Here is a 16,856-nt window from a genome sequence, read left to right as displayed (position 1 = left end):
TGAAAGGTTCGCTCAAATGCTGCGTCGGCGTTTCAATCGCACCTGCCTTAGCCCTCTCGATCTGGCCGTTTGCGAACGCGTGTTCAATCAGGTCTGCGCAGATGAACAGCTCGATCCTTTGGACCCGGACGCCGAAATTCTAGCGGTATTGGTTGTGGCCATCTTTCGAAATGCTCACACCAACGAACGCGAACTGCTGGAGGCGGTCAAATCTCGCCGGCAAAAGGCCAGGGCAGCCGTCCGCACGCCTAAAATGAACTAGTTGATCTACCCGCCAGCGGCATCAAGCCGGCCATTCAGCCCTCTGCACATCGTCCGTAAGGGCAATGCTTCGACGAAGGGCCCGCTGCGCCAAGGCCCCCCGCCCCAAAAGGTCCGGGCGCGCAGCAACGTTTTGCACATCAGCTAGTCGGCTCTGGAATTTCAACCGGAAATCGAGCATGATGCGGCTTGGTATTGGCGTTGGATGCTTCGCGCTCCCATGAAATACCGGAGGACGGGACATGGCCATCGCGCTTGTACTCGTTTTGATCGTCGTGGGCTCGGTGTTGTTCCACTTCCTGAGCCCATGGTGGTGGACGCCGATTGCCTCGAACTGGGACTATATCGACCACACCATCATCATCAGCTTCTGGATCACCGGCGTCGTTTTTGCCGCCGTTGTGCTCTTCATGGCGTATTGCGTGTTCCGCTTTCGCCATCGCGAAGGCAATCGCGCGGTATACGAACCGGAGAACAAGCGTCTCGAATGGTGGCTGACGATCGTCACTGCGATCGGCGTCACCGCCTTGCTCGTTCCCGGCCTGTTCGTCTGGAGCCGCTTCGTCAACGTGCCGAGCGATGCGACCGAAATCGAGGTCGTTGCCCAGCAATGGCAGTGGAGCTATCGCCTGCCGGGCAAGGATGGCAAGCTCGGCACTTCGGACACCCGTGAAGTAGCCGCTGAGAACCCGCTAGGCATCGCCCCAGAGGATCCCAACGGCCAGGACGACGTCGTGGTCGAGGCGGCGGACCTGCACTTGCCGGTCGGCAAACCGGTCAAGATGCTGCTGCGTTCGATCGACGTGCTGCATGATTTCTACATCCCGGAATTCCGCGCCAAGATGGACATGATCCCGGGATCGGTCACCTATTTCTGGTTCACTCCAACAAGGACCGGAACCTTCCAGGTCCTGTGCGCCGAGCTCTGCGGCCAGGGACATCCGCTGATGCATGGCATGGTGATGGTCGACACCGAGCAGGATTACCTGACCTGGCTCGGGCAGCAGCAGACTTTTGCGCAACTGTCGGCGCCTCAGCAAACGGGCTCGGCGAACCCGCTGCCAGGAAAGACAATGGCGTCCGCTTTGGACGTCGGGGCAAAAGTCGAAACTGTCGAGGCCCGCTGAACAGGGAGGTGCTCCCATGGTCGACGTCACACCCGCAGATGCCGTTCCCCCCGCCGAAGTCGGGGAAATGGAACTGTACCATCCGCACAGTTGGTGGACGAAATACGTCTTCTCGCAGGACGCCAAGGTCATAGCGATCCAGTATTCGGCAACGGCAACGGCGATCGGCTTTGTAGCGCTGTTCCTGTCCTGGCTGATGCGCCTGCAGCTCGGCTTCCCCGGCACGTTCGATTTCATTACTCCGGAGGCCTACTACCAGTTCATCACCATGCACGGCATGATCATGGTGATCTACCTGCTCACCGCACTCTTCCTCGGCGGCTTCGGCAACTATCTCATCCCGCTGATGGTCGGCGCCCGCGACATGGTCTTCCCCTATGTCAACATGCTGAGCTACTGGGTCTACCTGTTGGCGGTGCTCGTTCTCGTCGCAAGCTTCTTTGCGCCCGGCGGACCGACCGGCGCCGGCTGGACGCTCTACCCGCCGCAGGCGATCATGACCGGCACGCCCGGTGGCCAGGACTGGGGCATCATCCTGATGCTCTCTTCGCTCATCCTGTTCATCATCGGCTTCACCATGGGTGGCTTGAACTATGTTGTGACGGTGCTGCAGGGCCGCACGCGGGGTATGACCTTGATGCGCCTGCCGCTCACCGTATGGGGCATCTTCACCGCCACCGTCATGGCTCTGCTCGCCTTCCCGGCGCTGTTCGTTGCTTGTGTGATGATGCTGCTCGACCGCGCGCTCGGCACCTCCTTCTTCATGCCGGCGATCGTCGAGATGGGCCAACAGTTGCAGCACAGTGGCGGCAGCCCGATCCTGTTTCAGCATCTGTTCTGGTTCTTCGGCCATCCGGAAGTCTACATCGTGGCCCTGCCGGCCTTCGGCATCGTGTCCGACCTCATCAGCACGCACGCGCGCAAGAACATCTTCGGCTACCGAATGATGGTCTGGGCGATCATCGCCATCGGCGCGCTGAGCTTCGTGGTCTGGGCGCACCACATGTATGTCAGCGGCATGCACCCTTATTTCGGCTTCTTCTTCGCCACGACGACGTTGATCATAGCCGTTCCGACCGCCATCAAGGTCTATAACTGGGTGCTGACCCTGTGGCGCGGCGACATCCATCTCTCCATACCAATGCTTTTCGCGCTCGCCTTCATCGTCACCTTCGTCAATGGCGGGTTGACGGGGCTGTTCCTCGGCAATGTCGTCGTCGACGTTCCCCTGTCGGACACGATGTTCGTCGTTGCCCATTTCCACATGGTGATGGGTGTCGCCCCGATCCTGGTGATCTTCGGCGCGATCTATCACTGGTATCCGAAGGTCACCGGACGGATGCTGGACGAGGCGCTCGGCCAGTTTCACTTCTGGGTCACCTTCCTCGGCGCCTACCTGATCTTCTTCCCCATGCACTATATCGGCCTGATTGGTGTACCGCGCCGCTACGCCGAACTGACAGACATGACGATCATGACGGAGTCGGCCCATCATCTGAATTCGTTCATCAGCATCATGGCCTTCTTGGTCGGCTTCGCCCAGATGGTGTTCCTGTTCAACCTGATCTGGAGCATCCGTCACGGCCGTGACGCTGGCGGCAATCCGTGGCGGGCAACGACGCTCGAGTGGCAGACGCCGCAGACGCCGCCGGCGCACGGCAATTTCGGCAAGGAACTGCCGATCGTCTATCGTTGGGCCTATGACTATAGCGTGCCGGGCGCGAAGGAGGATTTCATCCCGCAGAACGTGCCGGGCTCCTTCATCCCATCGAGGGAGCCGGCATGAGCGTCATCCTGGTCTTCCTGCTGGTGATCGCCGGCTTTGCCGGATGGTGGCTTTCGCACCAGCGGCTGACCGCGAAGCCGTGGCTCGAGCAAGGCTTGGCCGGGGATTTCGTCGGCCTCGAGCGATCGGCCCTGCCCACCGCCAAGATCGGCCTCGGTGTCTTCCTCGCGGTCGTCGGCTGTCTGTTTTCGCTGTTCACCAGCGCCTATTTCATGCGCATGGGTCTGCCGGACTGGCGGCCTCTGCCGCTGCCGCGGCTGCTCTGGCTGAACACCGGCGTGCTGGTGCTGAGCAGCGTCGCGCTGCAATGCGCCGTGATCGCGGCGCGCAGAGGCCAGACGGACATGGTCAGGCTCGGTCTTGCGACGGCCGGGCTGACCGCCCTCGCCTTCCTGATCGGCCAACTGATCGCGTGGCGGCAGCTGACCGATGACGGCTACCTGCTGGACTCCAACCCGGCCAACAGCTTCTTCTATCTGATCACCGCCATGCACGGCCTGCACATACTGGGCGGGCTGGTCGGCCTTGGCAGGACGAGCATCGGCGCCTGGACGGGCGCCCGGCCGCAGCGGCTTCGCCTCGGGATCGAGCTCTGCGCGATGTACTGGCATTTCCTGCTTTTCGTCTGGCTCGGCATCTTCGCCGTCCTGGCCGGCTGGGCGGCGACATTCGTGAGCATTTGCCAACGGCTGCTGACCTAGGAGACTGGCGATGGCCGAGACGACACTGACGGATAGCAGCCAGTTGGATCGCCCCCAGGGCTGGCGCGGGATTGCCGCCGACTGGGCCTCGGATCAGCGCGCGTTCAAGAACGTGTCCTGGGGCAAGGCCATGATGTGGATCTTCCTGCTCAGCGACACCTTCATCTTCGGCTGCTTCCTGCTCTCCTACATGACCGCCCGCATGTCGACGCGCGTGCCGTGGCCCAACCCAAGCAAGGTCTTCGCGCTGCACATCGGCGGGTCGGAGGTCCCGCTGATCCTGATCGCCATCATGACCTTCGTGCTGATCTCCAGCAGCGGCACCATGGCCATGGCGGTCAATTTCGGCTACCGCCGCGATCGCCGCAAAACCGCGATCCTGATGCTTTTGACCGCCGCGCTCGGCGCAACCTTCGTCGGCATGCAGGCCTTCGAATGGACCAAGCTCATCACCGAAGGAGTGCGGCCCTGGGGCAATCCCTGGGGAGCCGCGCAATTCGGCTCATGCTTTTTCATGATCACCGGCTTCCACGGCACGCACGTCACGATCGGGGTCATCTTCCTGATCATCGTGGCGCGAAAAGTCTGGCGCGGCGATTACGACATCGGGCGTCCAGGGTTTTTCACCAGTCGCCGGGGCCACTACGAGAATGTCGAGATCATGGGACTCTACTGGCACTTCGTCGACCTGGTCTGGGTGTTCATCTTCGCCTTCTTCTATCTTTGGTGAGAGGCAGGCTTTGCTGAGAGGACGAAATGGCTGAAGCAACCGCAAACGGTCTCGGACAACAGGCGCTGCACTCCACCCACGATGCAGCGACCGCCGGCAAATCGGACACGCACCAGGAACACCCGATCAGGCTCTATCTGGTGGTCTGGGTGTGGCTGTTCATACTCAGCGCCTGCTCCTATATGGTCGACTATTTCGGCCTGCACGGCTATCTCAGATGGTCGCTGATCCTGATCTTCATGATGCTCAAGGCAGGACTGATCGTGGCCGTCTTCATGCACATGGCCTGGGAACGGCTGGCGATGATGTATGCGATCATCCTGCCGCCGATATTGGTGCTGGTCTTCGTGGCGATGATGGTCTTCGAGGCCGACTATACGCTGCTGACCCGCATCGCGTTTTTCGGGCCCGGCCCCTGACGCGCGGTTTGGATAAACCGCAGCCTAATCAGCCCGAAATGGCCGGTGCCTCGAAACAACCGGCGGTTTGGTTTTGATATGCGTCGTGAACTCAAGCAAAGGACGCGGAAATGACGATAGCGAACAGACTGAGGAATTTCATAGACGGCAAGGGAATCCCGTACGACACCGTCGCGCATCATCGGACTGCAACCAGCAGGCAGGCCGCCATTGCCGCCCACGTGCCCGGCAGCATGATGGCCAAGTCCGTGGTCGTTCACCACGAGCTCGGCTATGCGCTGGCCGTGGTCCCAAGCACCCACAGGATCGAACTCGCCAAGCTCCAGGACGTCATGGACAAGCGCCTCGGGCTCGCTTCCGAAGACGAGGTGGTCTCGCTCTTCGATGATTGCGATATCGGCGCCGTGCCACCGATCGGCGCGGCCTATGATGTGCCGGTCATTTTGGACGAAAGCCTCGGCGATGCCGCCGAGATCTATTTCGAGGGCGGCGACCACAAGACCCTTGTGCATGTCAGCGGCAAGGATTTCCGCGACCTGACCACAGGCGCGCGTCGGGCACGCTTCAGCCACCCGGCCCTGTGAGAGCACCGGCACTCCCGCCCGTGCTCGACAGGTCTACGAGTTCGCCGGTCTTGGGGCGGCCGGCGCTTCCACGACCTTGCGATACACGTGCCAGGTGGCATGGCCGAGGACTGGCAGCACAACCGCCAGCCCTGCGAACACCGGCAGTGAGCCGACGATCAGCCCAACGGCGACGATCAGTCCCCAGACGGCCATTACGATGGGGTTCGCCAGCACTACGCGTACGGAAGTGTGAATGGCTTCGTAGGCGCCGACATCGCGATCAAGCAGCAGCGGAAAAGCCACCACGGTGGTGCACAACACGACCACGGCGAAGACGAATCCGATGGCGTGACCCAGCACGATCAGGGTCCAACCGCGCCCGGTGGCGAATATGTCAGCGATGAAACTGGACAGCGATGCCGGGGGCGCGGGACCGAACAGCTGCTCGTAGAAAATTTTGGCGGTCAAAAGCCAGGCGATGAAGATCGCGAACAGCATGATCCCGACCGCGGCGATGGCCGGCAGCGCCGGGGAGTTCCTGACCTCGAAGGCATGGCGCCAGGATGCATCGAGCCCGGCTTCCCGTCTGCGGCTGATCTCGTAAAGACCGATCGCCGCGAATGGGCCGATCAGCGCAAAACCGGACACCAGCGGAAACAGCAGTGGCAGCGCGTTCGCTCCCGATGTCCAGGTAGCAAGCACCACGCCGACGAGCGGATAGATCATGCACAGAAACACGATATGCGAGGGTTTCACCATGAAATCGTCGACACCGCGCCTGAGCGCGTCGAAAAGATCGGAAAGGCCGATCTTTCTCACTCTGGTATGCTCGAGCGTTTCGCTAGCGCCTGCAATGACGTGAAAGCTTGCCATGACCATTCCTCCAGACCAGGGTCCGGCAAGGTCGCGGATTCGCGGTGCTACCGCTCTGCATGGTTGGCCACGCAAAACCGCGACCTGCACCGGCAGCCAACATACTCCATTGCGCCCGGTTTGTCTCTTTTCATTGGAACGAGGGTGCGGTGGCCGGCCAGAGCTGCACGCTGGTTCCAGAGGTTTTTTTGCGGTATTCTTATACAGCTACAACGCAGCGCCTCCGGGACGCGCAAGGAGGCTGGATCACTTTGATTGGCCCGTGATCCTTTCCCTGTTTTCCGGGTCATGCGCCTGGTCGAAGGCGAACGTCATGGACACGCGAACGCTTCTCATACTCGGCCTCGGCATAGCCATTCTGCTGGTGCTGGGATTCTTTGCGCTGCCTGCATGACGGCGCCGGCGGCCACACTTCAGCAGCGTCATGCCGGCCGCCCTCGGTCGGAGCGAGCCGGCGCCACCGACGGGCCTGGAAGGGCCCGCTTACTTCGAAAACTGTTTCAGGTAAGCAATGACGTTGGCTACGTCCTGATCGTTCTTGAGGCCGGGAAACACCATCTTCGTCCCTTTGAGCATTCCCCTGGGGTCGTGAAGATACTTCGTCAGCGTGGGCTCATCCCATTTGATGCCGGATTTTCCGGCCTCGATCATGGCCGGGGAATAAGTGAAACCGGGATGCGTGCCCGCGGTGCGCCCGATGACGCCGTGCAGAGACGGGCCGACCTTGTTCTGGTCCTGGTCGGCAATGTGGCAGACCTTGCACTTGGTGAAGACCTTCTCGCCTGCGGCTGCATCCTGCGCCCGCGATGGGCTTGCAAGGAAGATCGTGGCCGACGAGGCGACGAAAAGTGCGATTGCGCGCATGGCATTCCTCCCTGATCGATCGTCATTTGCGCCGGACGATCCGCACCACGCCAGCTGCGCTGGGGCGGCCTGCACGGTAGAGCGGAATATCCGTGGTCCCACCTATGGAATTGCGGCATCTACATACCACAGTATCAAGCCGATGGGTAGAAACGCCAGTTTGTGCGAAGGTGCATGTTGCCCAAGCTGCGCAGCGGTTCTGACAGAACGACATGCATCATAGCACGGACCTAAAGCGCGTCGCCTGGGTCCGTTTCCTCGCGAGGCGCCTTAGGCCGTGTGCTGAGAGTCACGGCGGATCGGTATTGCAGCTTGCAGCCATCTGTCCGATCGCCTCGGACAGTCCGGCGAGTTGGAAGTCGGCCTCGCCGCGTCCCGACAGCAGGCCGAAACGCCATGACAGTAACAGACGGCTCGCCGAAACCAGCCGCTTGATGCCATCGGCTCCGTCCCTGACCAGCATTTTACCGCGTGGGCCGACAGACCAGCTTTCATCGAACTTGCCGCCGCCATCGACCATGACCGACATGGTGATCTTGCGGCTGGCGGAGACTGAATCGTTGAGTTGCAGCCATTCGCTCCAACGCGGTTCGCCGCCCGGTCGACAAGCCAGCGTCAGCACCGGACTGTAGCCCAGCGCGCCGCCGCCGGTGATCAGCTTGTTGGTGGCGTATAGCGACGCAGTCACCTGGCCGTCGTTGCCGGCGTCGACGCGCCAGTTGCCGAGATCGGGTCCGGCATCTGCGGCGCCGGCCGCGGCAAGCAAGAGCGCTGCGGTAACCACCACGCTCCTCATCTTGAATGCCACACCCACCGACGCCTCCAAACGACCCTGCGCAATGTGATATCGAGCAGATAATCATCAATGTTCGGTATCGCCAGCAGCGTGCATTCATCTGAAACGGGTGGTGTTGCCCCGCAGCAACAACAGAGGACATGAACGAAAAAGGCCGCCTCGTGGGCGGCCTTGCGAAATCAGCTTATCGCCGCCGGTTTTACTCGGCGTCCTTGGCGGCCTTCTTCTTCGGCGCGGCCTTCTTCTTGGGCTCTTCCGCCTCACCGGCTGCTTCGCCGGCCTTGGCCTCGGCTTTCTTGGAGGAAGCCTTCTTCGCCGGCTTCGCCTTGCTGGCGCTCTCGGCCTCCTCGTCGTCCGCCATCAGCTCTTCCTTGCTGACCTTCACGTCCTCGACCGAAATCTGGCCCAGCAAATAGTCGACGACCTTTTCCTCGAACATCGGCGCGCGGAGCGAATTAATCGCCTCGGGGTTGCTGCGGTAGAACTCGAAAGCTTCCTGCTGCTGGTTGGCCGGGAAGCGGCGAACCTGCTCGAACAGGCCGCGCTGCAGTTCATCGTCCGACACGGTGACCCCGGCCTTCTCGCCGATCTCGGCAAGAACCAAGCCGAGACGCACGCGACGTTCGGCCAGGCGCATATATTCGGCGCGCGCCTCTTCCTCCGTCGTTTCTTCGTCGGCAAAGGTACGGCCGGCGGCTTCGAGGTCGCGGTTGACCTGCGCCCAGATGTTGTTGAACTCGGCCTCGACGAGCTTCGACGGTGCCTCGAAGGAATAGGCGGCATCGAGCTGGTCGAGCAGCTGGCGCTTCACCTTCTGGCGGGTCATGGAACCGAACTGGTTCTCGATCTGGCCGCGCACGATCTCGCGCAGGCGCTCCAGCGATTCCAGGCCAAGGTTCTTGGCCGTCTCGTCATTGATCTCAAGCGCGCCGGGCTTGGCGACTTCCTTGACGGTGACGTCGAAGGTGGCTTCCTTGCCGGCCAGATGCGCTGCCTGGTAGTTCTCCGGGAAGGTCACCGTGACCTGCTTCTCATCGCCCGCCTTGGTGCCGACCAGTTGGTCCTCGAAGCCCGGGATGAACTCTTTCGAGCCCAGCACCAGCGGCTGGTCGGTGCCGGCGCCGCCGGCGAACGCCTCGCCGCCGATCTTGCCGACATAATCGATGCTCACGCGATCGCCTTCGGCGGCCTTGCCCTCCTTGGGCTCGTAGCTGCGAGCCGATTCAGCGACCCGCTTCACCTGGTCGTCGACCTCCGATTCCGGCACGTCGTAGACCTGACGCGTCACCTTGATGTCGGAGAAATCCTTGACCTCGATGGCCGGGATGACCTCGTAATTGAGGCGGAACTCGAAGTCGGCGCCGCCGGCCAGGATCTTCTCCGCCTCCTTCTCGTCCTCGGTCATGATGACTTCAGGCTGCATGGCGGCCTTTTCGCCGCGGCCCGAGATGATCGAGCGGGTCGAGTCGTTGAGGATCTCGTTGACCACCTCGGCCATGAACGACTTGCCGTACATCTTGCGCAGGTGCTGCACCGGTACCTTGCCCGGGCGGAAACCGTTGATCCGCACCTTGCCGCGGGCGTCGTTCAGCCGCGCCATCAGCTTGGCTTCCATGTCACCGGCCGGCACGGTGATCTTGATCTCGCGCTTGAGACCGGAGTTGAGCGTTTCGGTGACCTGCATCCTAAAACCTTTGTTTTCACCAACGAGGCTGCCAAACGGTCCTTAGCCGTTTACAGCCTGCCGGTATATTCTTGCCGGAAATGGCTTTGGTACGGAACCTGGTGATTTGACCGCCAATGCGGCTCAAACTCTCCTGAACTGCGCTTCCAAAATGTGAAGAAGTCTTTGTTTTTCCTACTTCTTCTTACATTCGGCAGAAGCGGATAGTCGCGTCCCGTCACATTCGACACGCCTTTTGTCACAGGCTAGGCTAATTTTCAACCATCTTCGCGATTACGAGAATGACGGTGACTTGGACCCCGACATTGACAGAATGATGGCTACATGGGATTGCCGGGGAACGCGGATGTGGCGGAATTGGTAGACGCCCTGGATTTAGGTTCCAGTGCCGAAAGGCGTGGGGGTTCGAGTCCCTTCATCCGCACCACCCTTCGCCTGCGAGCTTCTGGTGGTAGGCCACCCCATGGTCGTCAGAGCGAAGGGTGTCCTCCGAACCTTTGGCAGGAAGGATCGGAGCCATCAACTCCTGGCGGCGCACGCAAAGGCTCGAGCAGACAACCCGCTTTTTCGTGTGCAATTCCCTTGAAATAGCGCGTCAACAGGTTCTTAGTCGCAGCAACAGGCAGGTTGGGGCTCTGTCAGGTTGTGCGCGTAGTTTCTCTGGTTCTGGCGGTTGGGTCGGCTGTCGCGGCAGCGACATGTCACGTTGAGGCCTTGGAGTACACTTCGGTTTCCTCTCCGGGCCAGCAGCCAATTCTTCTTGTATCCGGTGAGTTTGGCGCCAATGAACCCCTGAACGCCTTCAGCAACGCGGTTGCGAGCAGCAGGGCCAGGATGATCGTATTCAACTCCCGCGGCGGCAACGTCGGCAGTGCGATTCGCTTGGGGAGCGAATGATCCGGGCGGCGGGTTTGGATACTCTTCAGCTTCGCCAATTGCAGTGCGCTTCAGCCTGCTCACTGGCCTTCCTGGGCGGCGTCCACCGCGTTGCCGAACCAGGTTCCATCGGCGTTCATCGGCCGTCCCTCAAACCGGCTGACGGGATGTCAAATGAAGACGCGGAGGCCCGTTTCCAGTTCGGCACGGCCGCAATCATATCCTATGTGGTCGAGATGGGAGCGGATCCCAAGCTGATGGAATTGGCTTCGAGCTATGACAAGCATGACATACGGTACCTGTCGGCCAGCGAACTCCTGCGCCCGACGCCAGGCAACAGCCGGAAAGCGTTGCGGTCGCCTTCGTCAGGGATCTCATCGAGCATCATGGCGATAACAACGATTTCGCTCTTGCTCAGGCTCGGGCGTCCTACGCTCCCACGGTCGACTATCATGGCAAGTTGACGAACCTAAGTTCGATCATTGAGGACAAGAGGAGCTATTACCAGCGATGGCCTGAACGCGGATACAACGTCCGCAATGACAGCATTGCGGTCAGCTGCGCCAACGATCGCTGCAAGGTCTCAGGCATCTACGACTGGATTGTGCGCAGCCCCTCGACACACAAGCAGGAGAAAGGCGTAGCGGACTTCAGCTATACGACATCGATCGGTCCCTATCCCAAAATCATCGCCGAGACGGGCGATGTCCGGCCATAACCAGGACCGTCGTTAACGCGGACCGTCGCGCTGACGCCCAGGCCCGAACACACTAATAAAGCGGCTCCTCGAACAGCGTCTTGTCGCCGTCCATGAGCGCCTTGATCTGCGCCTTGCCATTGGCGGAGAGCGCCAGCTTGACGCCGAACGGCCTCACGCGCATGTCGTTCTGGATCGCCATCCCCTTGCCCTCCGGCAGGTAGAAACGCTCGATCCCGTATTCCGGCGTGATCGTCATCTCGGGTGAGCGCAGATCCCAGCCATCCGCTACATGCCCGACAATGTCGGCCTCATCGGAAGCGGCAGGCGCCGGCACCTGATCGAACCATGCCGCGCTCGGCTGCCAGTAGCCGTCCACAGCCTTCTTCAACCTGACGACGATCTCGGAGTCGTTGCTGGTGAACTTGCCCGGCGGAATGTTAGCGATAAGCTTCACCGGGATGCGCGAGATGTCATAGCCAAGCGAGATGTAATCGCCGCGCAGAAGATCGCGCGGGTCAACGGGCTCGACCTTGAGCAGGACCTCCTTGCCGTTGCGCAGGATCGCCGCGCGTCCGGCGATGATCCAGCCCAGCAAGCCGATCTGAACAAGCGCCGTCACCAGCGCCGCGATGATCAGTCTTTTGCCGCTCATGCCGCTGCTCCTCCGGCGGGCGTCTTCATTCGTTTTTCAACGCGGATGATGACCAGCGCCAGTATCCCCAGCAGCACGGCCGCGGACAGGAAGAAGCCCGCCGTGTCGAGCATCGACTGCAACATCACCACATAGATAATGGCGAGCTCGAAGGCAAAGCCGGCATAGGCCACCCAGCGCAAGCCTCTGCTTTCACGGCCGCCGAGCATGATCGCCGCGACGATGCCGGCAAGCGCGGCTGCCGAGGCAATGGCAAAGCCGCTGTTGTAGCTCGCCTCATCGGCCAGTTCGAACTGGACCATTGCGAGGCCGGCAAGAAAGCCGATGAGCGCATGCAATGGCAGCCTGCCGCCGAGTTGCACGACGCTGTCGACGGGTTCGGCGACAAAGATCGCTGCCGCGAACAGCAGCATCGAGACGAGCACGAGCGGAATCGCGACCTGGAGCGTGTTGTGGTCGATCGCCAGCAGCAGGAGATAGAATACGATCGAAAGGATGATGACGTGCCGCGCCGCCTGGCTGCGTGTCCAGAATGAAATGGCGAACAGCACCAGCACGATAGCGGCGAAGAGATGCGGGAACTCGGCCCGGCGGAAAAATCCTCCCCATTTAAGGAACAGCCAGGCATCGGCGATGCCGACGGAGGCGACGGTGAGCGGGTTCGAGCGCAATGCGACCGCCGCCAGCGCCGTGCCGGCGCACCACGTCAGCAATGCCGAAGCCTCGTCGCCCGACAGATGATACATCTGACCGATCAGCGCGATTGACCCGCCAAAGGCCGCGGCGGCGACGATCCATAGCGCCTCACCGATCGCCGCATGGTCGCGTGTCTTCAGAACGGCGCCAGCGACATAGCCGCCGAGGATGACAGCAAACAGCGCCGTCACGCGCGCCAGGCGCGGAATGGCTTCCCAGTTGGCGGCGACGAAGATCAGGATCGCGGCACCGAACAGTAACGCCGCCATCATCGCCAGGATAGAGCCGAAGCTCAGCGAGGCGCGATCGTTGGCGGCAACGTCACGCGTCAATGCGTCCGCCGTCGGCGCGTCGATCAGGCCCGCCGCCCGCCAGCGGGCGATATCGGCCCTCACCTTCGTCGCATAGCCCGCCATCCGTTCCCCCGAGCTTGGCCATTTTTACTACCTCGCGCCGCAAATCGTTGACGCAACGGCATTTTCCGATTCGGTCTTCCTTATGGCGCAAGCGTGAATCGCCGTTAATGTTGCATTGCACAATTTGCATTGCTGCCATGCACCAATGGCACTTTTAAACCGATATGACCCTCCCTATTTTCCGTTCGTACACAAACGGAATGATCCGAGCCCAAAGACGAAACGAGCACTACCATGAACCTGATCCGCAACTACCGCAACTGGCGCCGCTACCGGGACACCGTTTCCGAGCTGAGCCGCCTGTCGAACCGTGAACTGACCGACCTCGGCATCAGCCGCAGCGACATCCACTACGTCGCTCGCAAGGCGGTCTAATCCGCTTCGGACCGCGAATGGTCCGAACCAGTTTTTGAGAAGAGCAAGACAATGAACCTGATCCGCAGCTACCGTAACTGGCGCGTTTATCGCGAGACGGTTTCTGAGCTGGGTCGGCTTTCGAACCGCCAGCTCAATGATCTCGGCATCGTTCGCGACGAGATCAAGATGATCGCCCGCAAGGCGGTTTGATAAGGAATCTCGCCAGGGTCGACCTCCTCCCCGACCTTGACGGATACGGTCAGCCTTTACCTCCTCCCGAAGGTTGACCACCGAAACGGCGCCCGCCGGACCTCCTCCCCCGGCGGGCGTTGTTCTCCGAAAGGATCCGCCCCTTCAATTGGCGGAAGGAATTTCGTCAAAGCCGACCTCCTCCCCGGCAATGACGAATATGGTCGATCTTCACCTCCTCCCGAGGATCGACCCCCAAAACGACACCCGCCGGACCTCCTCCCCCGGCGGGTGTTGTTGTTTTGGAGGTAGTCGGCCGGTCGAAGCCGGCAATTGCATTCGCCGCGCCAAGCGACTATCTCGGCGCTCATGAGCAAAGATCCCGTTCACGTCATCGGCGGCGGCCTCGCCGGCTCCGAAGCCGCATGGCAGATCGCAGAAGCCGGCGTGCCGGTCGTGCTGCACGAGATGCGCCCGGTGCGCGGCACCGACGCGCACAAGACCGACGGGCTCGCCGAGCTCGTCTGCTCCAACTCGTTCCGCTCGGACGACGCCGAGACCAATGCGGTTGGCTTGCTCCATGCCGAAATGCGGCTCGCCGGCTCGCTGATCATGAGCGCCGGCGACGCGCACCAAGTCCCGGCCGGCGGCGCTTTAGCCGTCGACCGCGACGGTTTTTCCGAGGCAGTAACCGCAAAAATCGAAGCGCATCCCCTGATTGCCATCCAGCGCGAGGAAGTGCCTGGACTTCCGCCGGCGGATTGGGACCAAGCGATCATCGCCACCGGTCCGCTGACCGCGCCTTCGCTTGCGCAGTCGATTGCCGAAGCAACCGGCGCCGATGCGCTCGCCTTTTTCGACGCCATCGCGCCGATCGTGCATTTCGACACCATCGACATGAACACCTGCTGGTACCAGTCGCGCTACGACAAAGTTGGCCCCGGCGGCACCGGTAAGGACTACATCAACTGCCCGATGGACAAGGAGCAATATCTCGCCTTCGTGGCGGCGTTGCTGGAGGGCCAAAAAACCGAGTTCAAGCAGTGGGAAGGCACGCCCTATTTCGACGGCTGCCTGCCGATCGAGGTGATGGCCGAGCGCGGCGTCGAGACGCTGCGCTACGGGCCGATGAAGCCGATGGGGCTGACCAACGTCCACAATCCGTCGGTCAAAGCCTATGCAGTGGTGCAGCTTCGCCAGGACAATGCGCTGGGCACGCTCTACAACATGGTCGGTTTCCAGACCAAGCTGAAGCATGCCGAGCAGATCCGCATCTTCCGCACCATTCCCGGACTGGAGAATGCCGAATTCGCCCGCCTCGGCGGCCTGCACCGCAACACTTATATCAACTCGCCGACGCTGCTCGATCCGTCGCTGCAGCTGAAGTCGCGCCCCGGCCTGCGTTTTGCCGGCCAGATCACCGGTTGCGAAGGCTATGTCGAAAGCGCCGCGATCGGCCTGCTCGCCGGCCGCTTCGCCGCGGCCGAACGGCTCGGCCGGGCGGCCTCACTGCCGCCGTCGACCACGGCCTTCGGCGCGCTGCTCAACCATATTACCGGCGGCCACATCGTCTCCGACGACGAGCCGGGCAAGCGCTCCTTCCAGCCGATGAACGTCAATTTCGGCCTGTTCCCGCCGGTCGAGGCTCCAAAGTCCGAAGGCAAGCGCCTGCGCGGCAAGGACAAGACCGTTGCCAAGCGCCGCGCGATCACGGCGCGCGCATTGGCCGATTGTCGCGTGTGGCTGGGCCTGCCTTCGCAGGCGCAGGCAGCGGAATAGCTACTCCGCCGGCTCGGCGCTCGCCGCCGGCAATCCCGGCTTTCCTGCTTCGGACGGATTCCTCCGCACATAGGCCGCCTTCAACGTCTCCGACGTATCGCGCGAGCCGTCATGGCTCCAGCCTGGCGGCTGGATCAGATAGCTGAGACGCCGGCCGAGCGTCAGTCCCGGCATCATCGCATCCTTGAACATGCCGATCCATTCATGGAAGGCGACCTTCAGCGGGTTGAAGGTGCCGATGTTCTTGACAATGCCGTAGCGCGGCCGGTCCTCGTCCAGTTCCGCGACGAAAGTGCCGAACATGCGGTCCCAAATGATCAGCGTGCCGGCATAGTTGGCGTCCAGATAGCGCGGATTGGTGGCGTGGTGGACGCGGTGGTGCGAGGGCGTGTTGAAGACGAATTCGAACCAGCCCCACATCTTGCCGATCGTTTCGGTGTGGATCCAGAACTGCCAGACGAGGTTGAAGCCGAAGACGAAGGCAATGACGGCCGGATGGAAGCCGAGCAGCACCAGCGGCGCCTGCAGCACGAACATGAAGGTGAAGAGGCCGGTCCAGCTTTGCCGCAGCGCCGTCGAGAGATTGTAATGCTGGCTGGAATGATGGTTGACGTGCTCGGCCCAAACCCAGCGCACCCGATGCGCGATGCGGTGGTAGACATAGTAACGCAAATCATCGAGCAGGAAGGCGGCGACAAACACCCAGATCGACAGGCCGAGATTGAAGAAACGGAATTGCCAGAGCCACAGCAGCGCCCAGTAGGATACGACACCGAGCAGCAGGCCGGCGACGACATTGCCCGTCCCCATCATCAGGCTGGCCAGCGTGTCGCGCGTCTCGAACGATCCCTTGGCGCGGCCGGTGCGTACCAGCCAGAGCTCGATCAGGATCGCCGTGACGAAGAACGGGATGGCAAGCTGGGTGACCTGCGGGAAATTGTAATCGTCCATCACGCCGCCTCTCGGATCTGATCGTGCTTCAGCAGCACCGCCGCCACGGTCAGCGCGTCTGCCTCGTCGGCGAAGGCAAACCGCCCACCTTTCCAGGTGAAATCATCCATTTTCAGCGACAAGACATTCCCTTGCCGTACCAGGGCGAGCACATCCCGCGGCGTGACGATGCGGGTTAGGAAACAGTCGCCGATGCTCTGGACGATGCCGCAGCGCTGCGGGTCGAGTTCCAGGATGGCGGCTTGCCTGTCGGATGTCAGCCTGACCGCCCCAGGCTTTTCGTCTGGAAAGTCTTCGGCAAAACGTGCGAGCGCGTGTTCAGCCCCGGCAAGCGTCGCGGTCATCGTGCCGCCGGTGAAATGCACGGCCGCCACCGACAGCGCGATGCCGAACACGACAAGGACGACCAAGACTGGCAGGCTCATGGAAAGGC

Annotated in this window: 19 protein-coding genes and 1 tRNA gene; 12 read left to right on the top strand and 8 right to left on the bottom strand. The window is 61.6% G+C overall.

Annotation, left to right across the window (positions count from 1 at the left end; translation table 11 throughout):
• Positions 1-16 precede the first annotated feature (16 nt).
• From CK215_RS01350 to CK215_RS01320, 7 genes are all read left to right on the top strand, one after another.
• Positions 17-262: a hypothetical protein gene (locus CK215_RS01350; protein ID WP_095780722.1), complete on the top strand. Its 246-nt coding sequence runs from the start codon at positions 17-19 to the stop codon at positions 260-262.
• A gap of 241 nt (positions 263-503) precedes the next feature.
• Positions 504-1,388, top strand: coding sequence for a cytochrome c oxidase subunit II (locus CK215_RS01345; protein WP_095829873.1), 885 nt, complete (start codon positions 504-506; stop codon positions 1,386-1,388).
• 16 nt (positions 1,389-1,404) lie between these two features.
• Positions 1,405-3,174 (top strand): cbb3-type cytochrome c oxidase subunit I, encoded by a 1,770-nt coding sequence (locus tag CK215_RS01340; protein WP_095779206.1) that lies wholly within the window; start codon positions 1,405-1,407, stop codon positions 3,172-3,174.
• Positions 3,171-3,875: a cytochrome c oxidase subunit 3 gene (locus tag CK215_RS01335; RefSeq protein WP_067000057.1), complete on the top strand. Its 705-nt coding sequence runs from the start codon at positions 3,171-3,173 to the stop codon at positions 3,873-3,875. The genes CK215_RS01340 and CK215_RS01335 overlap by 4 nt, the downstream gene beginning before the upstream one ends.
• A 10-nt stretch (positions 3,876-3,885) precedes the next feature.
• Positions 3,886-4,605, top strand: coding sequence for a heme-copper oxidase subunit III family protein (locus CK215_RS01330; RefSeq protein ID WP_067000053.1), 720 nt, complete (start codon positions 3,886-3,888; stop codon positions 4,603-4,605).
• A 26-nt stretch (positions 4,606-4,631) separates the two neighbouring features.
• On the top strand, positions 4,632-5,024 hold the full coding sequence (locus CK215_RS01325) for a cytochrome C oxidase subunit IV family protein (RefSeq protein WP_082953928.1): 393 nt from the start codon (positions 4,632-4,634) through the stop codon (positions 5,022-5,024).
• Between the two features lie 110 nt (positions 5,025-5,134).
• A complete protein-coding gene (locus CK215_RS01320; RefSeq protein ID WP_095811897.1) occupies positions 5,135-5,608 on the top strand; it encodes an aminoacyl-tRNA deacylase in 474 nt (157 codons plus the stop codon).
• A gap of 33 nt (positions 5,609-5,641) precedes the next feature.
• Here CK215_RS01320 and CK215_RS01315 read toward each other — a convergent pair whose 3' ends face one another.
• The 4 genes from CK215_RS01315 to tig form a co-directional block, all read right to left on the bottom strand.
• Positions 5,642-6,463 carry a DUF2189 domain-containing protein gene (locus tag CK215_RS01315; protein WP_095780725.1) on the bottom strand — a complete coding sequence of 274 codons (822 nt, stop codon included), beginning with the start codon at positions 6,461-6,463 and terminating at the stop codon, positions 5,642-5,644.
• 483 nt (positions 6,464-6,946) lie between these two features.
• Positions 6,947-7,327 (bottom strand): cytochrome c family protein, encoded by a 381-nt coding sequence (locus tag CK215_RS01310; RefSeq protein WP_095829872.1) that lies wholly within the window; start codon positions 7,325-7,327, stop codon positions 6,947-6,949.
• Positions 7,328-7,616: 289 nt separating this feature from the next.
• Entirely contained in the window at positions 7,617-8,141 is a 525-nt protein-coding gene (locus CK215_RS01305) for a hypothetical protein (protein WP_245418580.1), read from the bottom strand.
• 181 nt (positions 8,142-8,322) lie between these two features.
• Positions 8,323-9,807 (bottom strand): trigger factor, encoded by a 1,485-nt coding sequence (gene tig, locus CK215_RS01300; protein ID WP_067329599.1) that lies wholly within the window; start codon positions 9,805-9,807, stop codon positions 8,323-8,325.
• Positions 9,808-10,149: 342 nt separating this feature from the next.
• On the opposite strand from tig, the gene CK215_RS01295 reads away from it, so the two are divergent.
• Positions 10,150-10,234 (top strand) — tRNA-Leu (locus tag CK215_RS01295).
• Between the two features lie 466 nt (positions 10,235-10,700).
• Positions 10,701-11,147 (top strand): hypothetical protein, encoded by a 447-nt coding sequence (locus CK215_RS01290; RefSeq protein WP_095829871.1) that lies wholly within the window; start codon positions 10,701-10,703, stop codon positions 11,145-11,147.
• 306 nt (positions 11,148-11,453) lie between these two features.
• Here the strand turns inward: CK215_RS01290 and CK215_RS01280 are convergent, their stop codons facing one another.
• Together CK215_RS01280 and CK215_RS01275 are read right to left on the bottom strand one after the other, a co-directional pair.
• Positions 11,454-12,035, bottom strand: a complete 582-nt coding sequence (locus CK215_RS01280; protein WP_067000036.1) for a GDYXXLXY domain-containing protein — start codon at positions 12,033-12,035, stop codon at positions 11,454-11,456.
• Complete coding sequence (locus tag CK215_RS01275) at positions 12,032-13,147, bottom strand: DUF2157 domain-containing protein (protein WP_067000033.1); 1,116 nt, start codon at positions 13,145-13,147, stop codon at positions 12,032-12,034. The genes CK215_RS01280 and CK215_RS01275 overlap by 4 nt, the downstream gene beginning before the upstream one ends.
• Before the next feature lie 234 nt (positions 13,148-13,381).
• Here CK215_RS01275 and CK215_RS01270 point away from each other — a divergent pair, with 234 nt between their 5' ends.
• The 3 genes from CK215_RS01270 (at position 13,382) to trmFO (ending at position 15,472) form a co-directional block, all read left to right on the top strand.
• Positions 13,382-13,522 (top strand): DUF1127 domain-containing protein, encoded by a 141-nt coding sequence (locus CK215_RS01270; RefSeq protein ID WP_006335194.1) that lies wholly within the window; start codon positions 13,382-13,384, stop codon positions 13,520-13,522.
• Between the two features lie 51 nt (positions 13,523-13,573).
• Positions 13,574-13,714 (top strand): DUF1127 domain-containing protein, encoded by a 141-nt coding sequence (locus CK215_RS01265; protein WP_067000031.1) that lies wholly within the window; start codon positions 13,574-13,576, stop codon positions 13,712-13,714.
• 348 nt (positions 13,715-14,062) lie between these two features.
• A complete protein-coding gene (gene trmFO, locus CK215_RS01260) occupies positions 14,063-15,472 on the top strand; it encodes a methylenetetrahydrofolate--tRNA-(uracil(54)-C(5))-methyltransferase (FADH(2)-oxidizing) TrmFO (RefSeq protein WP_095825603.1) in 1,410 nt (469 codons plus the stop codon).
• Here trmFO and CK215_RS01255 read toward each other — a convergent pair whose 3' ends face one another.
• Both CK215_RS01255 and CK215_RS01250 read right to left on the bottom strand, forming a co-directional pair.
• Positions 15,473-16,423, bottom strand: a complete 951-nt coding sequence (locus tag CK215_RS01255; protein WP_170950192.1) for a sterol desaturase family protein — start codon at positions 16,421-16,423, stop codon at positions 15,473-15,475.
• Entirely contained in the window at positions 16,423-16,848 is a 426-nt protein-coding gene (locus CK215_RS01250; protein ID WP_095829868.1) for a hypothetical protein, read from the bottom strand. Before CK215_RS01250 ends, CK215_RS01255 begins: the two co-directional genes overlap by 1 nt.
• Between the last annotated feature and the right edge of the window lie 8 nt (positions 16,849-16,856).

Source organism: Mesorhizobium sp. WSM3864 (assembly GCF_002294955.1).
In the GTDB taxonomy this organism is placed as follows: Bacteria; Pseudomonadota; Alphaproteobacteria; order Rhizobiales; family Rhizobiaceae; genus Mesorhizobium.
Note: the sequence above shows the minus strand (reverse complement) of the source record. Positions and strands in the feature narration are given on the sequence as shown.